Raw genomic sequence first — 21,149 nt, 5'->3', positions numbered from 1 at the left:
TCATCGGACCATGACCGCCGCCAGTTCCGCTCCGCCCATCCGGGTCCTCATCGCCGACGACCAGGCGATGGTCCGCACCGGCTTCCGGTTCTTCCTGGACGCCCAGCCGGACATCACGGTGGTCGCCGAGGCCGCCGACGGCGAGGAGGCGGTGGCGCTGGCCCGGGAGCTGCGGCCCGACGTGTGCCTGCTGGACGTCCGGATGCCCCGGCTGGACGGGCTGGAGGCGACCCGGCTGCTGGCCGGGCCCGAGGTGGCCGACCCGCTGCGGGTGGTCGTGGTCACGACGTTCGACCTCGACGAGTACGTCTACGGCGCGCTGCGCGGCGGCGCCTGCGGGTTCCTGCTCAAGGACTCCGGGCCCACGCTCCTCGCGGAGGCGGTCCGCGCGGCGGCGGCCGGTGACTCGCTGGTCTCGCCCTCGGTGACGGTCCGTCTGCTCAAACACCTGACCACGCGGCCCGAACCGGCCCCGAAGCCGGCCGGCCCGCAGGCCGCCGAGCCGCTCACCGACCGCGAGCTGGACGTGGTCCGGCTGGTGGCCGTCGGCCGTACCAACGCCGAGATCGCCGCCGAGCTGTATGTCTCGCTGTCCACGGTGAAGACGCATCTGTCCAGCGTCCAGCTCAAGCTGTCGGCCCGGAACCGGGTCGAGATCGCCGCCTGGGCGTGGCGCAACGGGCTCACCTGAGGGCTCAGAGACCGAGCACCCGGGCGATGGTGCGCAGCACCCCGTTGTCGTTGTTGGACGGGGCGAGATGGCGGGCCCGGCGGATGACGTCCGGGTGGGCGTTGGCCATGGCGAAGGACCAGTCGGCGGCGTCGAGCATCTCCAGGTCGTTGAGGTAGTCGCCGAAGACCATGGTCTGGGCGGGGGTGATGCCCAGCTCGCGCTGCAGGCCGCGCAGGGCGGTGCCCTTGTTGGCGCTGCGGTTCATCACGTCGACCCAGTGCTCGCCTGAGACGACGACCTGGTGGGTGCCGGCGAAGTCGGCCAGCGCCGGGGCGGTGGTGCGTTCGGCGGGGCCGAAGTCGAAGAGGGCGACCTTGATCACGTCGTCGTCGACGGCGGTGACGTCGTCGACGACGTGGTGGGTGACGTAGTAGCGGCGCACCTCCGCCAGGAACGCCTCGTCCGTCCGCTCCACGTAGGCGGCCCGCTTGCCGCAGACCACCGCGCCCACGTCCACACCGTCCGCGACCAGCCGCCGTACGGTCCGCGCGAGGTCCCCGGCGACGGCCGGGTCCAGGACGTCGGAGCTGATCTCGACGCCGTCGCGCACCACGTACGTGCCGTTCTCCGCGATGAACGCCATGCCGTCGGCCACCTCGGCGAACTGCCGTGCCAGGGTGGCGTACTGGCGGCCGCTGGCGGGGCTGAACAGCACCCCGCGGCGGCGCAGTTCGGCCAGGGTCGCCCACAGTCCCGCGGGGACGCGCTTCTCGTCGTCGAGGAGGGTGCCGTCCATGTCGGTGACGACGAGCCGGATGTCGGCGGGGCCTGCGGGGAGGTCGGTCTCGGTGGGGAGGAACGCGGGCGAGGCGGGCATGTCCTGCTTCCGGTCGGGGACGGCATTCGTACACCAGTGTCCCTCAGGGGGCTGTCGGTCCCTGAAACAACCCATGCCGTTCCTGTGACAGCGCGATCAACCGAAGGCACAATGTCGGCCAACGGCGTGGTGGCGGGGGAAGGACGGCGGACGTGGGCGGCAGCGGGTCGACGGGGCTGACGGCGTCCGTGGCGAACAACGCGCGGGTGTGGAACTACTGGATCGGCGGCCGGGACAACTACACGGCCGACCAGCGGGTCGGCGAGCAGGTCGCCGGGATGCTGCCGGTGATCAGGGAGGTGGCCCGCGCGGACCGGGCCTTTCTCGGCCGGGCGGTGCGGCTCCTCGCGGGCGGACACGGGATACGGCAGTTTCTGGACATCGGCACCGGCCTGCCGACGGTCGAGAACACGCACGAGATCGCCCAGCTGGTCGCGCCCGAGTCCCGGATCGTATACGTCGACAACGACCCGATGGTGCTGCTGTACGCCCGCACGCTGCTCACCAGTTCCCCGGAGGGGGTCACCGAGTACGTGGACGCCGATGTCCACGATCCGGACACGATCGTGCGGCGGGCCGCCGAGACCCTGGACCTGACCCGCCCGGTCGCGGTGATGATGCTGGGCATCCTCAATTTCGTCCTCGACACGGACACGGCCCGCGAGGTGGTACGGCGGATCATGGCCGCGGTGCCCTCGGGCAGCTTCCTCGTCCTCACCCACCCGACCGTGGACGCGGAGGTCGGCGGGCAGGGCAACATCGAGGCGGTGCGGTTCTGGAACGACCACGCCACCCCGCCGATCACCGCCCGTACCCGCACCGAGATCGCCGGGTTCCTGACGGGACTGGAGCCGCTGGAGCCGGGCCTGGTGCCGTGCTCGCAGTGGCGCGCCGGGGCCGACTCCCCGGCGCCGGTACCGCAGTTCGGCGCGGTCGCCGTGAAACCCTGACCGGGACGCGTGCATCGAGCCCGTCGACCCGTCGAGGAGGACGTCGTATGCCACCCCTTGTCGACCCCGTACCCGGCGGGCGCCCCGGTGATCTCACCCGGGCCCACGCCCTCGCCCATGAGCTGTCCGCACAGGGCGTCCGCGGGATCGTGCTGGCCTATGTGGACACCGCCGGGATCTGCCGGGTGAAGACGGTCCCCTGGCAGCGGCTCCAGCCGGCGGTGGCCTGGGGCGTCGGCATGTCCCCGGTGTTCGACACCTTCCTGGCGAACGACGCGATCGTGCGCACCGACGCCCTCGGCTCGCCCGACGGCGACCTGCGCCTCTACCCCGACCTGGACCGGCTGGTGGTGCTGGCCGCGCAGCCCGGCTGGGCCTGGGCCCCCGTCGACCGGATCACCCAGGAGGGCGACCGGCACCCGGGGTGCAGCCGCACCTTCCTGCGCCGGGTCGTCGCCGGCGCCGAGGACCGGCACGGCCTCACCTTCAAGACGGGCATCGAGATCGAGTGGGCGGTCGGCCGGGCCGCCGCGCCGGCCGACGAGTTCGTCCCGGCGACCTCGGGTCCCGCGTACGGAGCCGGCCGGCAGATCGAGCTGAGCGACTACACCGCCGATCTGCTCGCGGCCCTGGAGAAACAGGAGGTGCCGGTCGCCCAGCTGCACCCCGAGTACGCCCCGGGCCAGTTCGAGCTCTCCACCGGCGCCCTGGACCCGGTGGCGGCGGCCGACCAGAGCGTGCTGGTACGGCAGACCATCCGCGCGATCTCGCACAGACACGGCCTGCGGGCCTCCTTCTCCCCGGCCGTCGCCGAACGGGGCGTCGGCAACGGCGGCCACATCCACCTCTCCGCCTGGCGCGCCGGGGTCAATCTGCACGCGGGGGGCAAGGGCCGGTACGGCATGACGGACGAGGCCGAGTCGTTCGTGGCCGGGCTGCTGGCGCATCTGCCCGCGCTGACGGCGGTGACCGCGCCGAGCCCGGCCAGCTATCTGCGGCTCAGGCCCTCCCAGTGGGCGGGGGTGTTCACGGCCTGGGGCCGGGAGACCCGCGAGACCGGCATCCGGATCGTCACCGGCACGGCCGGTCATCAGCGCCAGGACGCCAACCTGGAGATCAAGCCGGTCGACCTGGCCGCCAACCCGTATCTGGCCCTCGGCTGCGCCGTCGTCGCCGGACTCGACGGGCTCGCCTCGGCCGCGCCGCTGCCCGAGGAGGTCACCGACGACCCGGCCCGGCTGATCCCCGACGAGGCGGTGGCCCGGGGTGTGCGACGGCTGCCGACCTCGCTGGCGCAGGCCGTCGAGGCCTTCCGCGAGGACGAGGTGCTGCGCACGGCGCTCGGCCCGGTCCTCGCGGACGCGGTGATCGCCGTACGCGAGGGCGAGACGGAGGCCGTCGCCGGGCTCGACGACGCCGGGGTGGCGGCGGCCTACCGGTGGAAGTACTGATGGCGGGACCGATCCGGGAGGCCCTCGACGCGCTGCCCCTCGTCGACCACCACTGCCACGGCGCGGTCACCGCGGACCTCGACCCGCCGGACTTCGAGTCGCTGCTCACCGAGGGCGCGGCCTGGCCGGGCGTGTCGCCGTTCGACAGCCCGGTCGGCGTGGCCGTACGACGGCACTGCGCGCCCCTGCTCGACCTGCCCCGGCACGCCCCCGCCGCCGAGTACCTGGCGCGGCGCGCGGAGCTGGGCTGGCAGGAGGTCAACCACCGGTTCCTGAGGGCCGCGCACGCGGAGACGTTCTGCGTGGACACCGGCTACGCCCCGCATCCGGTCACCTCACCCGTCGAACTCGCGGACGCCTCCGGCGGAGCGGCCTACGAGGTGGTACGCCTGGAGAGCATCGCCGAGGCGGTGGCCGGGCAGGGCATCGAGGCGGGCGAGTACGCGGGCGCCTTCCGGGCGGCGGCCGAGGAGGCCGTACGGCGGCCGGGGGTGGTCGCGGTCAAGTCGGTGGCCGCCTATCGCACCGGCTTCGACCTGGACCCGGCCCGACCGACGTACGCCGAGGTGACCCGGTCGGCCGCGCTGTGGTTCGCGCGGGGCGGCAGGCTCACGGACCCCGTGCTGATGCGCCATCTGCTGTGGACCGCCGTCGCCCTCGGACTGCCGCTCCAACTCCACGCCGGTTTCGGGGACTCGGACCTGCGGATCCATCGCGCGGACCCGGCTCTGCTCACCGACTGGCTGCGGCTGACCGCGGGCACCATCCCGGTGCTCCTGCTGCACTGCTGGCCGTTCCAGCGCCAAGCCGCCTATCTGGCCACGGTGTTCGAGCATGTGTACCTCGACGTCGGGCTCACGCTGCACTTCGTGGGCCCGGCCCGGGCGGGGGCGGTGCTGGCCGAAGCGATGGAGATCACCCCGTTCCGCAAACTGCTGTACAGCTCGGACGCCTATGGTGTGGCCGAGTTCCACCATCTCGGCGCGCTGGCCTTCCGGCACGGACTGGCCGCACTGCTCCAGGACCGGGTGGACGCCGACGAACTGAGCCCGGCCGACGCGGTGCGGATCGCCGCCTGGACGGGCCGCGACAACGCCCGTCGCCTCTACGGACTTCCCGCATCCGACCCCGGCCGCGACTGAGCGCGCCCCACCCGGAAAGTATGATCAAGCAATGTCTGACATGACCGAAACCACGCCCGGTTGGCTGTCCTCCGACGAGCTGGAGATGGCTCGCGCCCGTATGCCGATCCTGTACGTGGAGGCCGTGCCCGTGCGCGTCGACGACAGCGGCGAAGTCACCAGCATCGGCCTGCTGCTCCGTATCGGCCCGGACGGAACGGTCAGCCGGACCCTCGTCTCCGGCCGTGTCCTGCACCACGAGCGGGTCCGCGACGCGCTGCTGCGCCATCTGGAGAAGGACCTCGGCCCGGTCGCGCTGCCCCGGGTGCCGGCCTCCCTGCAGCCGTTCACGGTGGCCGAGTACTTCCCGACGCTGGGTGTCACGCCGTACCACGACCCGCGTCAGCACGCGGTGTCGCTGGCGTACATCGTGCCGGTGGCCGGTGACTGCCGGCCCCGGCAGGACGCGCTCGACCTGGTGTGGTTCAGCCCGCAGGAGGCGGTGTCCGAGGCTGTGCAGAGCGAGATGCCCGGCGGCCACGGGGTGCTGCTGAAGCAGGCCCTGGCCCATGTGGGGTGCGTGAACTAGGGCGCCCCGCCGCCGGCTGCGCCGGCCCGGTCCACGGTGTCGCCGGGGATGTCCTGCTCGGCCCAGATGCACTTGGCGTCGCGGAGGTAGCGGGCGCCCCAGCGCCGGGACAGGGCGGCGACCAGCTGGAGCCCGCGGCCGCCCTCGTCGGTGTACTTGGCGTGGCGGATCCGCGGGGTGCTGAGGCTGCCGTCGTAGACCTCGCAGGTCAGGATGCGGCTGCGCAGCAGCCGGAGCCACATGGGGCCCCTGGCGTGCCGGATGACGTTGCCGACCAGCTCGCTCACCAGGAGTTCGGTGGTCGTCGCCAGGTCGTCCAGGCCCCACCGGGCGAGCTGGTCACGGACGAACTCACGGGCCTGTCCCGCGGCCCGGGGGTCGTCGGGCAGGCCGCAGGAGGCGACGTCACCGGCGGGCATGGCCCGGGTGTGGGCGATGAGCAGGGCCGCGTCGTCGTTGGTCCGGCCCCGGTCGGGCACCAGCGCCCCGACGACCGTGTCGCACAGTGCCTCGATGCCCCGCACGTCCTCCTCCTGGTCGGTGCCGGTGAAGCGGGCCGGGCGGACGGCGGCCTCGGACAGGACGCGCAGCAGCCGGGCCAGCCCCTGCTCCACGTCCTGGACGGCGGACTCGACGAGACCGTCGGTGCAGAGCACGACCAGGCTCCCGTCGGGGAGCGGCAGTTCGTGCGCGGCGAACGGCGGGGCGGCGGCGCCGAGCGGCGGATCGGGGCTCAGGACGGGGCTGTGCACGGTGCCGTCGGGGTAGACGAACACCGGCGGCGGATGACCCGCGAGAGAGTAGCTGCAGCAGCGGGCGACCGGGTCGTACACGGCGTAGAGACAGGTGGCGTAGAAGTCCTCGCCCAGCTCGCTGACCAGGTCGTTGAGGTGGCCCAGCAGTTCGTCCGGGGCCATGTCGAGGTCGGCGAGGGTGCGTACGGCGGTGCGCAGCCGGCCCATGGTGGCCGCCTCGGCGATGCCGTGGCCCATCACGTCGCCGATCACCATGGCGACCCGGTCGGCCGAGAGCGGTATCACGTCGAACCAGTCGCCGCCCACCTGCTCGCCCCGGCCCGCCGGGAGATAGCGGGCGGCCGCGACGGCGGCGGGCAGCCGCGGCAGCACCTGGGGCAGCAGGGCGCTCTGCAGTTCCTGGGCGCGGGCGTGCTCCAGGTCGTACAGCCGGGCCCGCTCCAGTGCCTGGCCGACCAGGGCGCTGAGCGCGGTGAGCAGGGTGCGCTCCTCGGGGCTGAAGGCGCGCGGGTGGTTGAAGGACAGCACCCACATGCCGACGGCGCGGCCGGAGGCGAGCAACGGCAGGAAGGCCCACGCCATCTTGGGTGATGTCCCCAGCAGGATCACGTTCTCGGTGGCCGGAAGGATCTCGTACAACTGCGCCGGCGACTCCACGAACTGCGGCCTGCGGCTGCGCAGCGCCTCGGTGTCGGGCATACCGGCTCTCAGCGGGCCCTCGAACCGTCTGAGGTACTCCTCGGCGTATCCGACCTGACCGACCCGGGTCAGCCGGCCGTCCTCGTACACGGCGACGACCAGGCCGTCGGCCTCGAACGGCGGCAGGACGTGTTCCGCCACGGCCCGTACGACGTCCTGGGAGGTGACGGCCTCGGCGAGCGCGGCGGTCAGCTCCGCGGTCCCCAGCGTCCGCTCCTCCTCGGGCCCCGGTTCCCGCAGCGCCGGCCAGCCGGCGCGGTTCTCCAGGCGCCCCGCGGTCCAGGCCGCCACCGCGTGCAGGAAGGACAGCTGTACGTCGTCGGGCTCGTCGGAGCCGGCCAGCAGCACCGAGACCACGCCGATCGGCCCCTCGGCACCGATCAGGGGCACCGCCACCGTGCCGGACGCGCCGGTCCCCAGCGGGTCCCCGGCCGTCCGGGCCAGGACACCGCGCCGCAGCGCCCGGGACGGCGGCACGTCCTGCTCCTCCCGCAGCTCCGCCCAGGCCCGCGCGGCCCCGGCGGGGACACCGTCCACGGCCATCAGGACCAGCCTGCCCGTGCCGGGATCCCAGCGGTGCGCCAGCGCCCCCACTCCCCCGACCCCCGCCACCGCCTGCCGCAGGGCCAACGCCAGCGCCCTCGTCTGCGCCCCCGCGCCCGGGGACGACTCGAGTCCGGTCCCTTCCAGGCGGTTCGGGCACATACCGACAGGTTAGCGCGGGAGGTCGGGACGGCCACCGAGGAGAGCCGGTGCCGGTACGGCGGCCCAGGCGGGGTTCCTGCCGACGAAGAACTCGCGGAACGGGTCCATGCTCGGTTCCAGGCCGGCGTCGATCAGGCCCTTGCGCAGGGCGGTCATCTGGGCGTCGTGGATGCGCTGGGTGGGCTGGCGCAGCGGGCCGCCGTTGTAGCCCTGGAGCCAGCCCTGGAACTTCCAGGCCTGCCGATTGAGGAACGCGCCGCCGTGCAGGGCAGGGGCGAGCCCCGCCTTGGTCTTCCGGGCGGGGTGCAGCTGCCAGTAGAGGTCGGCGGCCTCGTCGTACCTGCCCTCGCGCAGCAGCTGGAAGGCGCGCGGGATCATCGGGCCGTAGTACTCGTGGTCGCTGGTGGCGGAGAACCGGAGCGGCATGATCTGGGAGAGCGGGATCAGCTCGCCCTCGATGGGCATGGAGATGACGACCTCGTCGCCGAAGTGCCGGTGGCACTCGATGACGCTCTGGATGCCCGGGAAGCCGCCCTCGGCCTTGATCGCGGCGATGTTGGGGCAGTCGTCGATCAGCCGCCGGATCAGCCGGACCGGGATGTCGGAGGGGTGGATACGGGGGCTGAAGCCCCACAGGTACATGGGGAAGAGCATGACGGCCAGGTCCGTCGCGTCGCAGACGGCCTTGGTGTAGTCGTAGACGTCCTGCTCGGACTCCGGGTAGAAGTTCGGCGGGTACGACAGCAGCACCAACTCGGCACCGGCCTCCTCGGCCATGCGTACGGCGTCGATGTTCTGTTCGAGCGTGCTCCAGCTCGCGTGGTGGGTGAGCAGGAACTCCGCACCCGCCTCGTCCTTGATGATGCGGAGGAAGTCCAGGTACTCGGGGAGCTGGATGGCGACCTCCGAGACCCCGAGGGTGCCGGCGAAGCCGTGCTCGATCGCGAGCCGGGTGTCGTGGCGGATCGCCCTCTCGTTGATGTGTTTCAGGTCGCCCGTGAAGGACGGGATGGTGCAGTTGACGACGCCGACGAGGTGTTCGCGCGCCCATTCGCGGGCCTCGGCGCGGGTGTAGCGGGCCATGTCTGTGGGGTCCTTTCACGGGTGCGGGGTGCCGACGCCTTCCCGGGCGAGGTGCTTGAGTTCGACGATCGGCCGGGCCAGTTCCCCGCCCGTGGCCGGGTTGTGCATGGCGAAGGTGTCGGGGGTGGTCAGACACTTGCCGTCGACGTAGGCGGCGTTCTTCAGCGGGGACGGGTCGTCGAGTGCGCTGCGCACGGGGGTCCTCACTTCGCGACCGGGGTGATGGTGACCGGCAGTTCGGTGCCGAGGGAGAGTTCGGCGGCCCGGCGGACGCACATCGCCGCGACGGCGAGGTCCTGCACGGCGGAGCCGACGGACTTGTAGACGACGATCGCCTCGGGGTTCGAACGCCCTTGTATCCGGCCGGAGATGACGCCGGCGAGCGGGACCAGTTTCCCGGCGAAGCCGACGCCCGCCTCCTTCGCGGCGATCAGGTCCCCGGTCTCGTACGCCACTTCGTGGACCTGGTCGGCGACGATCAGGGCCGCCTGCTCGACGATCTCGGTGCCCAGCTCGCGTTGCTCGGGCAGGGTGGAGCCGATCGAGACGACCGTGGCGCCCGGCGGTACCGCGCTCAGGGTGGGCCGTTCGTCCCGGGAGCGGGCGGCGCAGAGAACCAGACCGGCGCCTTCGACGGCCGCCGCGGCGCTGTCGGCGGTCTCCAACGGCAGCTCCAGATCCGCCAGTTGGTGCGTGAAACGGGTTCTGCCGGCCGGGCTGGGGCTGAACACCGTGACCGAGGACAGCTCGCGGATCGCGGCGAGGGCACGGACGTGGTGCTGTGCCTCGAAGCCGGAGCCGATCACACCGACCGCGACCGGCCCGGCGGGGGTCAGCGCGTCGGCGGCGAGCGCCGAAGTGGCCGCCGTACGGAACCCGGTGATCGCGTTGCCGTCGAGGAGCGCGAGCAGGTCGACGGTGTCCTGGTCGAAGAGCGGGATCAGATATGAGGCGCGCCGGCCCCGGGGCGAGGCGGCGATCAGCTTGGCGCCCATCGGGGCGCCGTCGCCCGGCACGCCGCTGAGGGTGCGCAGCCACAGGCCCTCGCCGCGAGCCATCGTGCGCGGCGGGAACCGCGCCTCGTCCGGTGGCGCGGAGTAGGCGGCGCGCAGGGCGGCGACGGCCTCGCGCCAGCCGAAGGCGGCTCGGACATCGGCGTCGGTGAGAAAGATCGTCACGGGCACTCCGATGGGGTGTGCGACGGGCATGCAGAGTGGGCTGAGCATCCAATGTTCTGGACATTGAACATTGGATATTCTGTAGGGACAAGGTCGTGACGCTAAGTTGTCCGCAGTCGAAAAGGGAAGAACGAAGGAGCGGGTGGATATGCCCAGCATCCAGCGGCGCGCCGCTGACCTGGTGTTCGAGCACCTGCAAGAGCGCATCGTGTCCGGCGAGCTGGCTCCCGGGGACCGGCTCGACCCGACGGAGATCGCCGCGAGCCTGGGCCTGAGCCGGACCCCGGTCCGGGAGGCCATCCTCCAACTGGACAGCGCCGGTCTGGTACGACGGCTGCCCTACCGGGGTGTGGTGGTGGCCGACGTGGATCTGGGGCTCGCGGAGGAGGTCGCAGCGCTGCGGATCCACCTGGAGACGCTGGCCGCCCGGATCGCCGTACCGAGGCTGCGGGACGAGGACCTCGCCGCGATGCGGGACGCGCACGAGCGGCTGGACGCGGCCCTGACCGGCTCGCATGCGCAGCGGGACTTCAACGAGCTCAACCGCCGCTTCCACCTTGCTCTCTACCAGCGCGCCGGGTCGGCGGTACTGCTGCGCGAGATCGAGAGCCTCGCCGACCAGGCCGAGCGCATCCGGATGCACTTCGACCTGCGGCAGAGCCCTGCCGGGCACCACCACGCGGCGATCCTGGAGGCCTGCGAGCGCCGGGATCCGGAGGCCGCGGCGGCCGCGACCCGGGACCACATCCTCACGGCGCACCGCATGGTGATGGGCGACGACTACCGCATCGAGCCGGGCTCCCCGCTCGCCGCGGTCCTGGCGGCCTCGGGAGCGGCGGACCCGATCGGCTAGCTCTTCGGGAGAGCCGACCGCAGCGCCTCGTCGATGCCTGGGTGCCGGAAGGTGAAGCCCGCCTTCAGCAGGCCGGCGGGGACGGCCCGGCAGCTGCCGGTGATGCCGTCGGAGAACTCGCCGAGGACGGCCTTCAGCGCGAAGGCGGGGACGGTGGCGAGGGTGGGCCGGTGCAGGATCCGGCCCATCGCGCGGGTGATCTCCCGGTTCGTGAGCGGTTCGGGGGCGGTGAAGTTGAGCGGTCCGGCGAGGTCGTCGTGGTCGATCGCGTGGCGCAGCGCGGCGATGTGGTCGGGCAGCGAGATGAAGGGCCAGAACTGGTCGCCGGAGCCGAGCCGGCCGCCGAGGCCGAACCGGAAGAGCGGGAACAGCCTGCCCCAGGCGCCGCCGTCGGCGGAGACCACCAGACCCGTACGCGGGTGGACGACCCGGACACCGGCGGCCTCGGCCGGTGCCGCCGCGCCCTCCCAGTCGACGCAGACGGAGGCGAGGAAGTCGTCCCCGGCCGGGTCGGACTCCGTCACGACGCGATCCCCGGTGTCGCCGTAGTAGCCGGTGGCGGAGGCCGAGATCAGCACCCGGGGCGGCCGGGCGGCCCCGGCGCACGCCTCGGCCACGGTCCGCGTCCCCTGGAGCCGGCTGAGCCGGATCTCCCGCTTGTAGGCCTCGGTCCAGCGCCGGTCCCCGACCCCGGCGCCGGCCAGGTGCACCACGGCGTCGACACCGTCCAGGACGGCCGGGTCCAGCCGCGCTCCGGGCTCCCAGGGCGCGGACTCGGTGCCGTCGGCCGACAGTGGCGCGGTCCGGCCGCGGGTCAGCCGCAGCACACGGTGGCCGTCGGCGAGGAGGGAGCGGGTGAGGGCGGAACCGATGAGTCCGGTGGATCCGGTGATCGCGACGCGCATGACGTTCTCCGATGAGCGAATGTTTGAGACTTCAAACTCTCACTCGCCAGAGTACTCCGGTTCGGAGGGTTGAATCCGGCCACCCCCGAGCGTATAAATAAGCAACTTTCTTTCTTACAGAGTCCTGATGGCGAGATGAGGGCCACGTGACCCGCCGTTATCCAGCAGGCCCGCAGCGGTTGCTGCGTTCACTCAACGGCCGTGCCGTTCTGGAGGCGATCGATGAGGCCGGCCCGGTCACGACCACCGATCTGGCCGGGCGGATCCCGCTCTCGCGGCCCACCGTGGCCGCCGCGGTCGGGCTGCTGCTGGAGCGCGGGGTGATCACCGAGGTGGGCCCGGCGACCGGCCGCAAGGGTCCGGCGCCGGCGCAGTACCGGGTCAACGCCGACTGCGCCTTCGCGATCGGCCTCGACGTCGGGCACCGCAGGATCCGTGCCGCGGTCGCCGATGTCACCGGCCGGGTACGGGCGCGCGCCGAGGCCGCCCAGCACGGGGACCGGGGCGCCGAGGCGTTCGTCGGGCAGATCCTGGACATGTGCGTGGACCTGGCCGGGCAGGTCGGCCGGGAGCTCCGGGAGATCACCCAGGTCGTCGCCGGACTGCCGGCCGCGGTCGGCCCGGACGGCCGCCGGCTGTCGTACACCACCGGTCTGCCGGACGCGGGGAAGGGACTGGGCGAGGCGCTCGGGCGGGCGATCCCCGTGCCCCTCGTCCTGGAGAACGACGTGAACCTCGCGGCGCTGGCCGAGCGCACCCATGGCCTCGGCGCCGAGACCGACGACTTCGTCCTGGTCAGCCTGGGCGTGGGACTCGGTCTCGGCCTCGTGGTGGACGGGCGGGTCCGACGGGGTGCCACGGGTGTGGCCGGAGAGGCCGGCTACCTGCCCAGCGACCGTATGATCGCGCCGGTCGGGCAGCGCCGGGACCTCGTGCAGGACCACCTGGGCGCCCGCTACATCGGCGCCGAGGCCCGGCGGCGTGGACTGCCCGGTGACGGCAGCCCGCGCGCCGTCTTCGACCTCGCCCGTACCGGTGACCCCGGCGCGCTGGAGATCGTGGACGACACCGCGCGCAGCGTCGCCTACGTGGTGGCCTGCGTCGTTCCCCTCATCGACCCGGCGCTCATCGTGCTGGGCGGCGCCATCGGCGCCAACGGCGACCTGCTGCTCGAACCGGTCGCCCGTCACCTGGCCGATTTCAGTACGTTCCGGCCACCGATCGTCGCCTCCGGACTCGGCCAGGACGCCGTGCTCTCGGGAGCGACCACCATGTCGGCGGAGCTGGCCCGCGAGGCCGCCTTCGCCGCCGCCACCACACCTGTCCCCCAGACCGAGCCCTCGGCTCTGTCCTGAGAGACACCGCTACGAAACACCGCGGCGACGCCGTCTTGCCGGACAGCGCCGCCGCTCCTGGTCACCGGGCATTGCCGTGCCCGCCGACCGACGACCGATCCGTCACCCAGGGAATCCCGTCTCCGAGGAAGGACGATCAGTGTTCAAACCTATCACCGGGCCCCTCACCGGGGCCGTGTCCGTCACGGCCGCCGGAGTGCTGCTGCTGACCGGCTGCACGTCCACCGGCCCCTCGTCGTCAGAACCCGACACCGCCATCTCCGCGGGTGCCTCGCACAAGGCCACCACGGTCACCGTCTGGACCTTCAACCACCTGCCCAACGAGGTGGCCGCCTTCAAGGCGACCCTGAACCGGCTGCACACCAAGTACCCGTGGCTGACCGTGAAGTTCGTCCCCAACAAGGACGACGCCGCCTACGCCAAGGCGGTCGCCGCGGGCGATCCCCCCGACGTCTTCATCAGCTCGGCGCCCGACAACGTGGCCAAGTTCTGCTACAACGGCACGGTCGCCGACATCGGCCCCTACCTCACCTCCGCGAAGATCGACACGGCGGAGACCTTCCCGGCCGCGACCCTCGCCTACACCCGCTACCAGGGCAAGCAGTGCGCGCTGCCGCTGCTGACCGATGCCTTCGCGCTCTACTACAACAAGCAGATGTTCAAGGCGGCCGGCATCACCAAGCCGCCCACCACCCTCGCCGAACTCACCGCCGACGCGGAGAAGTTGACCGTCAAGAACGCGGACGGCTCGATCAAGACGTACGGCTTCGTGCCCCGCTCCGACTACGACGTCAACCGGTACCTGTTCACCGGCGCGCACAGCGGCACCGAGTTCTACAGCAAGGACGGGAAGACCACCTTCGCCGCCGACGCCAAGTGGCAGCAGCTGCTGAAGTGGGACCAGGACCTCATCGGCTACTACGGCGAGGCCAACGTCCAGAAGTTCGTGGGCCGTTACCAGCCGCACGCCGACGACGCGGGGAACCCGCTGCTGACCGGTGCGGCGGCCATGGAGTACGACGGTGAGTGGCACGTCGGCGAGATCGCCTCGGAGAAGAAGGACTTCGACTACGGCGTGGTGCCGATGCCGGTACTGGACAACTCGTCGGGCACGTACGGCGCGGGCAGCACGCTCGGCACGGTCGCCTACCTGTCGGCCGGCTCGCAGCACAAGCAGGAGGCGTTCTTCGCGCTCCAGCAGCTCACCACCGACACGGCCTTCCTCAACACCCTCGCGGACACGGTCTACAACATCCCGACCACGTTCGCCGCGCTCAAGGCCTGGGACAAGCGGAACGACCCGCACTGGAAGCCGTTCGTCGACGTCTTCGAGAACAAGAACTCCACCTACAAGACGCTCACTCCGGCCGGTATCGAGGACATGGACACCTGGCGGGCGTTCCTCCTCGACTTCGAGCAGGGCAAGGCGGGCAGCGCCGCGAGCGGTCTCGCCGGGGTCGGGAAGAAGATCGACGATCTCAACTCCGAGAGCGGGCAGTAGAGATGACGACCGTACTCGCCCCCGTCGGCGAGGCCCCGGGCACCGCGCGCACGCGCGCCGCCCGGGGCGGGCGGCGGCGCCCGAGCGGGGCCCGCTGGTGGGTCGTACTGGCCTTCCTGTCGCCGTTCGTCATCGGGTTCTGCGTCTTCGTCCTCTACCCGGTGGCCGCCACGCTCTACTACTCGCTGACCGACTTCCAGGCGGGCTCCTACCGCCCGGTCCAGTTCGTCGGGCTGCGCAACTACCGCGCCCTGTTCACCCAGTCCGACACCTTCTGGGTGGCCGTGCGCAACACCCTGTGGATGGTCGTCGTCATGGTGCCGCTGCGCACCGCCTGGGCCATGTTCACCGCCTGGGTGATCATCCGGGTCAAGCGCGGCCGGGCCGTGTACCGCACGCTGTTCTTCCTGCCGTCGATGGTGCCGGTGGTGGCCGCGGCCCTGTCCTTCATCGTGCTGCTCAACCCGGTCGGCCCGCTCAACCGGATGCTGGGCTGGGTGGGGATCAACGGCCCCGGCTGGTTCTCGGACCCCGCCTGGTCCAAGCCCAGCCTGGTCCTGATGGCGCTGTGGGCGAGCGGCAACGTGATGGTCATCTTCTCCGCCGCCATGCTGGACGTACCGCGTGAGCTGTACGAGGCGGCCGAACTCGACGGCGCGGGCACACTGCAGAAGTTCCGCAGCGTCACCCTCCCGGCGATCTCACCGGTGATCTTCTTCGCGCTGCTCACCGGGATGATCTACACGTTCCAGTACTTCACCGAGGCGTTCGTCGCCTCCAGCTCCGCGAACGCCACGTCGTCCAGCAACGACCTGATCGGCTACCCGGCCAACTCGCTGCTGTTCTACTCGACCGAGCTGTACCGGCAGGGCTTCGCGTACTTCAAGACCGGCTACGCCTCGGCCATGGCCTGGCTGCTGTTCCTGGTCATCTTCGCGGCGACCGTGGTCTTCATCCGCGTCTCGCGCCGCTTCGTGCACTACTCGGGCGGTGGCCGATGAGCACCCTTCAGCTGACGAAGCCGCGGGGCGGGCGCCGCCTGCTGTACGTGGTCGCCGAGCACGCCCCCGCCATCGCCGTCGCCCTCTGCTTCCTGCTCCCGCTGACGATCGGCGTGCTCACCGCGTTCATGACCCAGCACCAGGCCGGAACAGGGTCGTTGTGGCCCTCGCCCTGGGAGTTCGGCAACTTCGGCGAGGTCTTCAAGGCCATGCCGTTCGGCCGCGACCTGTTCAACACCATGCTGTACGCCGGGCTGTCCACGATCGGCGTGGTCGTCTCCTCGGTGCCCGTGGCCTACGCGCTGGCGCGGCTGAAGTGGCGCGGCCGGGAGGCGGTCTTCCTGGTCGTCCTCGCCGCGATGATGATCCCGGCCCAGGTCACCAGCCTGCCGCTGTACGTCATGTACGCGCACGCCGGGTGGATCGGCACGCTCAAGCCGCTCATCGTGCCGTCGTTCTTCGGCGACGCGTTCAGCATCTTCCTGCTGCGCCAGTTCTTCCTGACCATCCCGGACGAGTTCACCGAGGCGGCCCGGGTGGACGGGGCGGGCGAACTGCGCATCCTGTGGCGGGTACTGATCCCGATGGCCCGGCCCGCGATCGCCGCCGTCGGCCTGTTCGCCTTCCTCTACGCGTGGAACGACTTCTACAACCCGCTGCTCTACACGGGCAACAGCGACACCGGCCAGACCCTCGCGGTGGCCCTCAGCCAGCTCGCCAAGAACGGGCACCAGAACGCCTACCAGCTGCAGATGGCCGCCTCGCTGATGTTCCTGCTGCCGGTCCTGGTGCTGTTCTTCCTCGCGCAGAAGGTCTTCGTCGAGGGCATCGCACTGACCGGCGTCAAGGGCTGACCCCCCACACACCTCTTGGGAGCACGAGTGAAGATCACCGTTGTCGGCGGTGGCAGTACCTACACGCCCGAACTCATCGAGGGCTTCGCCCGGCGCGCCGACGTGCTGCCGGTCGACGAACTCGTCCTGCACGACATCGACGCCGAACGCCTCACCGTCATCGGCGACCTGGCCCGCCGTATCCTCGCCCGCCAGGGCTTCCCGGGCCGGCTGACCACGACGACCGACCTCACCGAGGCGGTGGAGGGAGCCGCCGCGGTCCTCGTCCAGCTGCGGGTGGGCGGCCAGGCCGCCCGGCTGGTCGACGAGACCCTGCCGGGCGGGTTCGGCCTGCTCGGCCAGGAGACCACCGGCCCCGGCGGCTTCGCCAAGGCGCTGCGCACGGTCCCGGTGGTGCTCGACATCGCCGAGGAGGTACGTCGCCGGGCCCGACCCGGCGCCTGGATCGTGGACTTCACCAACCCGGTCGGCATCGTCACCCGCGCCCTGCTGGACGCCGGGCACCGCGCGGTCGGCCTGTGCAACGTGGCGATCAAGTTCCAGCGGCAGCTGGCCGCCCGGCTCGGCACGGACCCCGAGCGGGTGCGGCTCGGCCACGCCGGCCTCAACCATCTCTCCTGGATCCGCTCGGTCACCGTCGACGGGACGGAGCGCCTGCCGGAACTGCTGAGCGGCGCCGCGCTCGACGAGATCGCCGCCCAGGTCCACGTCCCCGCCGGGGCGTTGCGCGACCTCGGCGCCATCCCCTCCTACTACCTCCACTACTTCTACTGCACGGAGCAGGAGGTCCGCGCCCAGCGCGCGGGCACCCATCGTGCCGAGCAAGTCCTCGCCATCGAGCGGGAGTTGCTCGCGCTGTACGCGGACCCCGCCCTGGACCGGAAGCCCGACCTGCTGGAGCAGCGGGGCGGCGCCCACTACAGCGAGGCCGCGGCCGCCCTGGTCACCAGCCTGCTCACCGGCGACGGCGCCCACCACTACGTCAACGTGCGCAACAACGGCCTGCTGGCCGGGCTGCCGGACGAGGCCGTGGTCGAGGTGGCCGCCGATGTCGACAGCGCCGGGCCGCACCCCGCCCCCGTACCGCCCCTGCCGCCCGAGATGCTGGGCCTCGTCCAGGCGGTCACGGCGTACGAGACCCTCACGGTCGAGGCGGCGCTGACCGGGGACCGTACGGTGGCCCGGAGGGCACTGGTGGCCAACCCGCTCGTCCGCGAATGGGGACTGGCTTCCGAGCTCCTCGACGCCCTGCTGGAGGCCAACCGCCCCCATCTGCCCCGGTTCTTCGCGAGCGAGGCCGCCGATGCCTGACCTCGTGGTGGGCGTCGACGGCGGGAACTCCAAGACCGACCTCGTCCTCGCGGACACGGAGGGACGGCTGCTGTCCTGGGTGCGCGGCGCGGGCACCCGCCCGCACACCGAGGGCATGGAGACCACCACCGAACGGCTCGCCCGCCTCGGCCGGGACGCGCTGGCGGAGGCGGGCCTGCCCGGGACGACCCCGGTCGCGGTCGGCGCGTACTTCCTCGCGAACGTCGACCGCCGGGCCCAGGAACGGCTGGCGCTACGGCAGTTGGCCGCGCTGGGCGTGGCGGAACGGACCCTCGTCCGCAACGACACCCTCGCCGTCCTGCGGGCCGGGGCGCCGGACGGCTGGGGGGTGGCGGTGGTGTCCGGCGCCGGCATCAACGCGGCCGCCGTGCATCCCGACGGCCGTTCCGCCCGGTTCCTCTCCCTCGGCGACATCACCGGGGACTGGGGCGGCGGGCTCGCGGTGGCCCGGGCCGGTCTGGGCGCCGCGGTCCGTGCGGGGGACGGGCGGGGGCCGGCGACCCGGCTGCGCCGGGAGCTGCCGGCGCGCTTCGGCCGCGACAGCGTGGAGGCCGTCGCGCTGGCCGTGAGCGCCGGTGAGATCTCGGTGACCGCCCTGCACGGCCTGGCGCCGGTGGTCTTCGCGACCGCGGAGAGCGGCGACGCCGTGGCGCGGGGCATCGTGGAACGCCTCGGCGACGAGATCGTCACCATGGTGACCGCCCTGCTCCGCAGGCTCCGGCTGCTGCGCACCCCGACGCCGGTGGTCCTGGGCGGCGGCACCCTGCAGAACGACCAGCTGCTGCTGCGGGACCACATCGGCACGCGGCTGGCCGTCGGGGCGCCGCTGGCCCTGCCCCGGGTCCTGGACGTACCGCCGGTCGCCGGCGCGCTGACGGAGGCACTCGTGACCGCGGGCGCCCCCGCCGCCGTACAGCAGCGTCTGCGGGAGGCTGTCGCCGCCCGAAAGCCACCGGCCGTCTGTCTGGACTGATGGCCCGAAACCACGGAAAGCCGTTTCCCTGTGCCAGGAAAACGGCTTCCGACCTGCGATGAAGCTGGTCGGGACGACAGGATTTGAACCTGCGACCCCTTGACCCCCAGTCAAGTGCGCTACCAAGCTGCGCCACGTCCCGATGCTGTTTGACCTGGGGTTTCCCTGGTCGAAACGCGCAAGGAAACAATACCGCACTCGGCCAGGTGGTCGCGCACGCCTTTTGTGCCGGGCAGGGCGGCGGCTTGACCTCAAGTTTGGTTGAGGTCGCACGATCGTCGGTATGACGATCACCGAGGAACGCACGCGCGGGTACGCCGATCTGCCCGCCCTGATGAGCCTGATGACCGGCGACGAGAAGCACGGCCCGGCCGCCACCTCCACGCTCGATGTGCTGTGGGTGCTCTACGACCGGGTGCTCCGGGTCTCGCCGGACCGGCTCGACGACCCTGCCCGGGACCGGTTCCTGCTCAGCAAGGGGCATGGGCCGATGGCGTACTACGCGGTGCTCGCCGCCAAGGGCTTCGTGCCGGTGGAGTGGCTGCCGGGCTTCGGTTCGTACGACTCCCCGCTCGGCCACCACCCCGACCGGACGCTCGTCCCGGGCGTCGAGATCGGCAGCGGTTCGCTGGGGCACGGACTGCCGATCGGGGTCGGGGAGGCCCTGGGGTTGCGCATCCAGGGGCTGGACGAGCCGCGGGTGTGGGTGCTGATCGGGGACGCCGAGCTGGACGAGGGCAGCAACCACGAGGCGATCGCCTTCGCCGGGCCCGCCGGGCTGGAGCGGCTGCACACCGTCGTCGTCGACAACTCCTCGGCCCGGCACGCCCGGCCCGGCGGGATCGCCGCCCGTTTCGAGGCGGCCGGCTGGTCGGCGGTGACCGTCGACGGGCGTGACCACGGGGCGCTGTACGACGCGTTCACCGCCCCGCATCCGGGCCGCCCGCATGTGGTGGTCGCCCGCGTCGAGCCCAAGTCCGTCTGACCGTCAGGCAGTTCACCGTGAAGGGAACCTACGTCCATGGACACCATGCGTGACCGTTTCGTCCCCGTCGTCTCCCGGCTCCTCGACGAGAACCCGCGGGTCGCGGTCGTCCTCGCCGAGATCGGTGCGGCCACCCTGGAGGAGACCCGCCGCCGCCACCCCGACCGGGTGATCAACGTCGGTATCCGCGAGCAACTCCTGGTCGGGACGGCGGCGGGCCTCGCGCTGACCGGGCTGCGGCCGGTCGTGCACACCTTCGCCAGCTTTCTCGTCGAGCGGCCCTTCGAGCAGGTCAAGCTGGACCTCGGCCACCAGGACGCCGGCGCCGTGCTGGTCAGCGCGGCCGCCTCCTTCGACTGGCCGGCCGGCGGCCACACCCATATGGCGCCCGGTGACGTGGCCCTGCTCGACACCCTGGACGGCTGGACCGTGCATGTGCCCGGGCACCCCGACGAGGCGGAGACGCTGCTGCGGCACGCGGTCGCCGCGGGCGACGACAAGGTGTACGTACGCCTCTCCCTGCAGTCGAACCGGCAGCCGCTCCCGGTCGACGGGCAGCGCTTCCGCACGGTCCGCGAGGGCCGCTCCGGTGTGGTCGTCGCCGTCGGCCCGATGCTGGACGCCGTTCTGGAGGCCGCCGAGGGCCTGGACGTCACCGTTCTGTACGCGACGACCGTACGGCCCTTCGACGCGGCCGCGCTGCGCCGGGCCACCGGGTCCGCGGGGACCGACGTCGTGCTGGTCGAGCCGTATCTGGCGGGAACCTCCACGTCCGCCGTGAGCGAGGCGCTCGCCGACGTACCGCACCGGGTGCTCGGGCTGGGCGTGGGGCGGCGCGAGCTGCGGCGCTACGGGACGGTCGAGGAGCATGTGGCCGCGCACGGTCTGGACGCGGGGAGCCTGCGGGAGCGGATCAGCCGGTTCGTGACGGTGCCGGAACGGGTGTGATCAGCTTCCGTCCGGCAGCCCCAACTCCGGGTAGGAGTCCAGCAGTCGGGGCGGGGCCGCCTGTCTCCAGGAGTCGGCGAGGATGTCCCGCAGTTCGGCCTCGTCCTCCAGCGTGGCGAGCCGCACCCGGACCCAGGCGAACTGGGCCTCGTGATCGGCGATCCAGAACTTGTCGGGTTCGGCGAGCACCAGTTCGTCGCGCTCCTCCTTGGGGCAGCGCACGGCGATGGAGGTCTCGTCCTCGGGCAGCGTGGCGAACATCTTCCCGGCGACCCGGAACGTGGGCATGCTCCAGGCGATCTTCTCGCTGGTGTCCGGCAGGGACAGGGCGACACGGCGTACGTCTTCGGCTTCCGGCATG

The 21,149-nt window shown here is 72.1% G+C and carries 21 protein-coding genes and 1 tRNA gene; 14 read left to right on the top strand and 8 right to left on the bottom strand.

Annotated elements, in window-relative coordinates; translation table 11 throughout:
- The first annotated feature begins 10 nt into the window (after positions 1–10).
- Positions 11–691 (top strand): response regulator transcription factor, encoded by a 681-nt coding sequence (locus AB0D85_RS14200; protein WP_362318734.1) that lies wholly within the window; start codon positions 11–13, stop codon positions 689–691.
- A 4-nt stretch (positions 692–695) separates the two neighbouring features.
- Here the strand turns inward: AB0D85_RS14200 and AB0D85_RS14195 are convergent, their stop codons facing one another.
- Complete coding sequence (locus AB0D85_RS14195) at positions 696–1,550, bottom strand: Cof-type HAD-IIB family hydrolase (protein WP_362318732.1); 855 nt, start codon at positions 1,548–1,550, stop codon at positions 696–698.
- Between the two features lie 152 nt (positions 1,551–1,702).
- On the opposite strand from AB0D85_RS14195, the gene AB0D85_RS14190 reads away from it, so the two are divergent.
- From AB0D85_RS14190 to AB0D85_RS14175, 4 genes are read left to right on the top strand one after another with little or no spacing between them, the layout of a single operon-like run.
- Positions 1,703–2,500 (top strand): SAM-dependent methyltransferase, encoded by a 798-nt coding sequence (locus AB0D85_RS14190; RefSeq protein WP_362318729.1) that lies wholly within the window; start codon positions 1,703–1,705, stop codon positions 2,498–2,500.
- Between the two features lie 47 nt (positions 2,501–2,547).
- Positions 2,548–3,951: a glutamine synthetase family protein gene (locus tag AB0D85_RS14185; RefSeq protein ID WP_362318727.1), complete on the top strand. Its 1,404-nt coding sequence runs from the start codon at positions 2,548–2,550 to the stop codon at positions 3,949–3,951.
- The gene (locus AB0D85_RS14180; RefSeq protein ID WP_362318724.1) at positions 3,951–5,093 is read left to right on the top strand and encodes an amidohydrolase family protein; all 1,143 of its coding nucleotides are present in this window, start codon (positions 3,951–3,953) and stop codon (positions 5,091–5,093) included. The genes AB0D85_RS14185 and AB0D85_RS14180 overlap by 1 nt, the downstream gene beginning before the upstream one ends.
- 40 nt (positions 5,094–5,133) lie before the next feature.
- On the top strand, positions 5,134–5,661 hold the full coding sequence (locus AB0D85_RS14175) for an NUDIX hydrolase family protein (RefSeq protein WP_362319261.1): 528 nt from the start codon (positions 5,134–5,136) through the stop codon (positions 5,659–5,661).
- On the opposite strand, the gene AB0D85_RS14170 is transcribed toward AB0D85_RS14175, so the two are convergent.
- Genes AB0D85_RS14170 through AB0D85_RS14155 form a run of 4 tightly spaced genes read right to left on the bottom strand, consistent with a single transcriptional unit; the run spans position 5,658 to position 10,081 of the window.
- Positions 5,658–7,820: a SpoIIE family protein phosphatase gene (locus tag AB0D85_RS14170; protein ID WP_362318721.1), complete on the bottom strand. Its 2,163-nt coding sequence runs from the start codon at positions 7,818–7,820 to the stop codon at positions 5,658–5,660. The two genes, AB0D85_RS14175 and AB0D85_RS14170, sit on opposite strands and share 4 nt — an antisense overlap.
- Before the next feature lie 9 nt (positions 7,821–7,829).
- Positions 7,830–8,903 carry a dihydrodipicolinate synthase family protein gene (locus tag AB0D85_RS14165; protein WP_362318719.1) on the bottom strand — a complete coding sequence of 358 codons (1,074 nt, stop codon included), beginning with the start codon at positions 8,901–8,903 and terminating at the stop codon, positions 7,830–7,832.
- 15 nt (positions 8,904–8,918) lie between these two features.
- The gene (locus AB0D85_RS14160; RefSeq protein ID WP_362318716.1) at positions 8,919–9,098 is read right to left on the bottom strand and encodes a hypothetical protein; all 180 of its coding nucleotides are present in this window, start codon (positions 9,096–9,098) and stop codon (positions 8,919–8,921) included.
- An 8-nt stretch (positions 9,099–9,106) separates the two neighbouring features.
- Positions 9,107–10,081, bottom strand: coding sequence for an ornithine cyclodeaminase family protein (locus tag AB0D85_RS14155; protein ID WP_362318713.1), 975 nt, complete (start codon positions 10,079–10,081; stop codon positions 9,107–9,109).
- Between the two features lie 148 nt (positions 10,082–10,229).
- On the opposite strand from AB0D85_RS14155, the gene AB0D85_RS14150 reads away from it, so the two are divergent.
- Entirely contained in the window at positions 10,230–10,934 is a 705-nt protein-coding gene (locus AB0D85_RS14150; RefSeq protein WP_362318709.1) for a GntR family transcriptional regulator, read from the top strand.
- On the opposite strand, the gene AB0D85_RS14145 is transcribed toward AB0D85_RS14150, so the two are convergent.
- A complete protein-coding gene (locus AB0D85_RS14145) occupies positions 10,931–11,839 on the bottom strand; it encodes a TIGR01777 family oxidoreductase (protein ID WP_362318707.1) in 909 nt (302 codons plus the stop codon). The two genes, AB0D85_RS14150 and AB0D85_RS14145, sit on opposite strands and share 4 nt — an antisense overlap.
- A gap of 146 nt (positions 11,840–11,985) precedes the next feature.
- Between AB0D85_RS14145 and AB0D85_RS14140 the strand changes: the two genes are divergently transcribed.
- From AB0D85_RS14140 to AB0D85_RS14115, 6 genes are all read left to right on the top strand, one after another.
- Positions 11,986–13,194, top strand: a complete 1,209-nt coding sequence (locus AB0D85_RS14140) for an ROK family transcriptional regulator (protein ID WP_362318704.1) — start codon at positions 11,986–11,988, stop codon at positions 13,192–13,194.
- A 139-nt stretch (positions 13,195–13,333) separates the two neighbouring features.
- Entirely contained in the window at positions 13,334–14,695 is a 1,362-nt protein-coding gene (locus AB0D85_RS14135; RefSeq protein ID WP_362318702.1) for an extracellular solute-binding protein, read from the top strand.
- Positions 14,696–14,697: 2 nt separating this feature from the next.
- Positions 14,698–15,696: a sugar ABC transporter permease gene (locus AB0D85_RS14130; RefSeq protein WP_362318698.1), complete on the top strand. Its 999-nt coding sequence runs from the start codon at positions 14,698–14,700 to the stop codon at positions 15,694–15,696.
- Complete coding sequence (locus AB0D85_RS14125; protein WP_362318695.1) at positions 15,693–16,550, top strand: carbohydrate ABC transporter permease; 858 nt, start codon at positions 15,693–15,695, stop codon at positions 16,548–16,550. Before AB0D85_RS14130 ends, AB0D85_RS14125 begins: the two co-directional genes overlap by 4 nt.
- A 27-nt stretch (positions 16,551–16,577) precedes the next feature.
- Complete coding sequence (locus tag AB0D85_RS14120) at positions 16,578–17,861, top strand: 6-phospho-beta-glucosidase (protein ID WP_362318692.1); 1,284 nt, start codon at positions 16,578–16,580, stop codon at positions 17,859–17,861.
- The gene (locus AB0D85_RS14115; protein WP_362318690.1) at positions 17,854–18,855 is read left to right on the top strand and encodes a BadF/BadG/BcrA/BcrD ATPase family protein; all 1,002 of its coding nucleotides are present in this window, start codon (positions 17,854–17,856) and stop codon (positions 18,853–18,855) included. Before AB0D85_RS14120 ends, AB0D85_RS14115 begins: the two co-directional genes overlap by 8 nt.
- Before the next feature lie 65 nt (positions 18,856–18,920).
- Here AB0D85_RS14115 and AB0D85_RS14110 read toward each other — a convergent pair.
- Positions 18,921–18,997: transfer RNA gene (locus AB0D85_RS14110), tRNA-Pro, on the bottom strand.
- 141 nt (positions 18,998–19,138) lie between these two features.
- On the opposite strand from AB0D85_RS14110, the gene AB0D85_RS14105 reads away from it, so the two are divergent.
- Positions 19,139–19,840, top strand: coding sequence for a transketolase (locus AB0D85_RS14105; RefSeq protein ID WP_362318687.1), 702 nt, complete (start codon positions 19,139–19,141; stop codon positions 19,838–19,840).
- A 36-nt stretch (positions 19,841–19,876) separates the two neighbouring features.
- Entirely contained in the window at positions 19,877–20,788 is a 912-nt protein-coding gene (locus AB0D85_RS14100; RefSeq protein WP_362318683.1) for a transketolase C-terminal domain-containing protein, read from the top strand.
- Here AB0D85_RS14100 and AB0D85_RS14095 read toward each other — a convergent pair whose 3' ends face one another.
- Positions 20,789–21,148 (bottom strand): MmcQ/YjbR family DNA-binding protein, encoded by a 360-nt coding sequence (locus AB0D85_RS14095; RefSeq protein WP_362318680.1) that lies wholly within the window; start codon positions 21,146–21,148, stop codon positions 20,789–20,791. It lies immediately after the preceding gene.
- Between the last annotated feature and the right edge of the window lies 1 nt (position 21,149).

This window comes from Streptomyces sp. NPDC048277 (genome assembly GCF_040652235.1).
In the GTDB taxonomy this organism is placed as follows: Bacteria; Actinomycetota; Actinomycetes; order Streptomycetales; family Streptomycetaceae; genus Streptomyces.
Note: the sequence above shows the minus strand (reverse complement) of the source record. Positions and strands in the feature narration are given on the sequence as shown.

Bases quoted from the DNA above. Each gene is read 5' to 3' on its own strand.
- AB0D85_RS14200 (WP_362318734.1), top strand. From the start codon at position 11: ATGACCGCCGCCAGTTCCGCTCCGCCCATCCGGGTCCTCATCGCCGAC.
- AB0D85_RS14195 (WP_362318732.1), bottom strand. From the start codon at position 1,550: ATGCCCGCCTCGCCCGCGTTCCTCCCCACCGAGACCGACCTCCCCGCA.
- AB0D85_RS14185 (WP_362318727.1), top strand. From the start codon at position 2,548: ATGCCACCCCTTGTCGACCCCGTACCCGGCGGGCGCCCCGGTGATCTC.
- AB0D85_RS14180 (WP_362318724.1), top strand. From the start codon at position 3,951: ATGGCGGGACCGATCCGGGAGGCCCTCGACGCGCTGCCCCTCGTCGAC.
- AB0D85_RS14175 (WP_362319261.1), top strand. From the start codon at position 5,134: ATGACCGAAACCACGCCCGGTTGGCTGTCCTCCGACGAGCTGGAGATG.
- AB0D85_RS14170 (WP_362318721.1), bottom strand. From the start codon at position 7,820: ATGTGCCCGAACCGCCTGGAAGGGACCGGACTCGAGTCGTCCCCGGGC.
- AB0D85_RS14165 (WP_362318719.1), bottom strand. From the start codon at position 8,903: ATGGCCCGCTACACCCGCGCCGAGGCCCGCGAATGGGCGCGCGAACAC.
- AB0D85_RS14150 (WP_362318709.1), top strand. From the start codon at position 10,230: ATGCCCAGCATCCAGCGGCGCGCCGCTGACCTGGTGTTCGAGCACCTG.
- AB0D85_RS14145 (WP_362318707.1), bottom strand. From the start codon at position 11,839: ATGCGCGTCGCGATCACCGGATCCACCGGACTCATCGGTTCCGCCCTC.
- AB0D85_RS14130 (WP_362318698.1), top strand. From the start codon at position 14,698: ATGACGACCGTACTCGCCCCCGTCGGCGAGGCCCCGGGCACCGCGCGC.
- AB0D85_RS14125 (WP_362318695.1), top strand. From the start codon at position 15,693: ATGAGCACCCTTCAGCTGACGAAGCCGCGGGGCGGGCGCCGCCTGCTG.
- AB0D85_RS14115 (WP_362318690.1), top strand. From the start codon at position 17,854: ATGCCTGACCTCGTGGTGGGCGTCGACGGCGGGAACTCCAAGACCGAC.
- AB0D85_RS14105 (WP_362318687.1), top strand. From the start codon at position 19,139: ATGACGATCACCGAGGAACGCACGCGCGGGTACGCCGATCTGCCCGCC.
- AB0D85_RS14100 (WP_362318683.1), top strand. From the start codon at position 19,877: ATGGACACCATGCGTGACCGTTTCGTCCCCGTCGTCTCCCGGCTCCTC.
- AB0D85_RS14095 (WP_362318680.1), bottom strand. From the start codon at position 21,148: ATGCCGGAAGCCGAAGACGTACGCCGTGTCGCCCTGTCCCTGCCGGAC.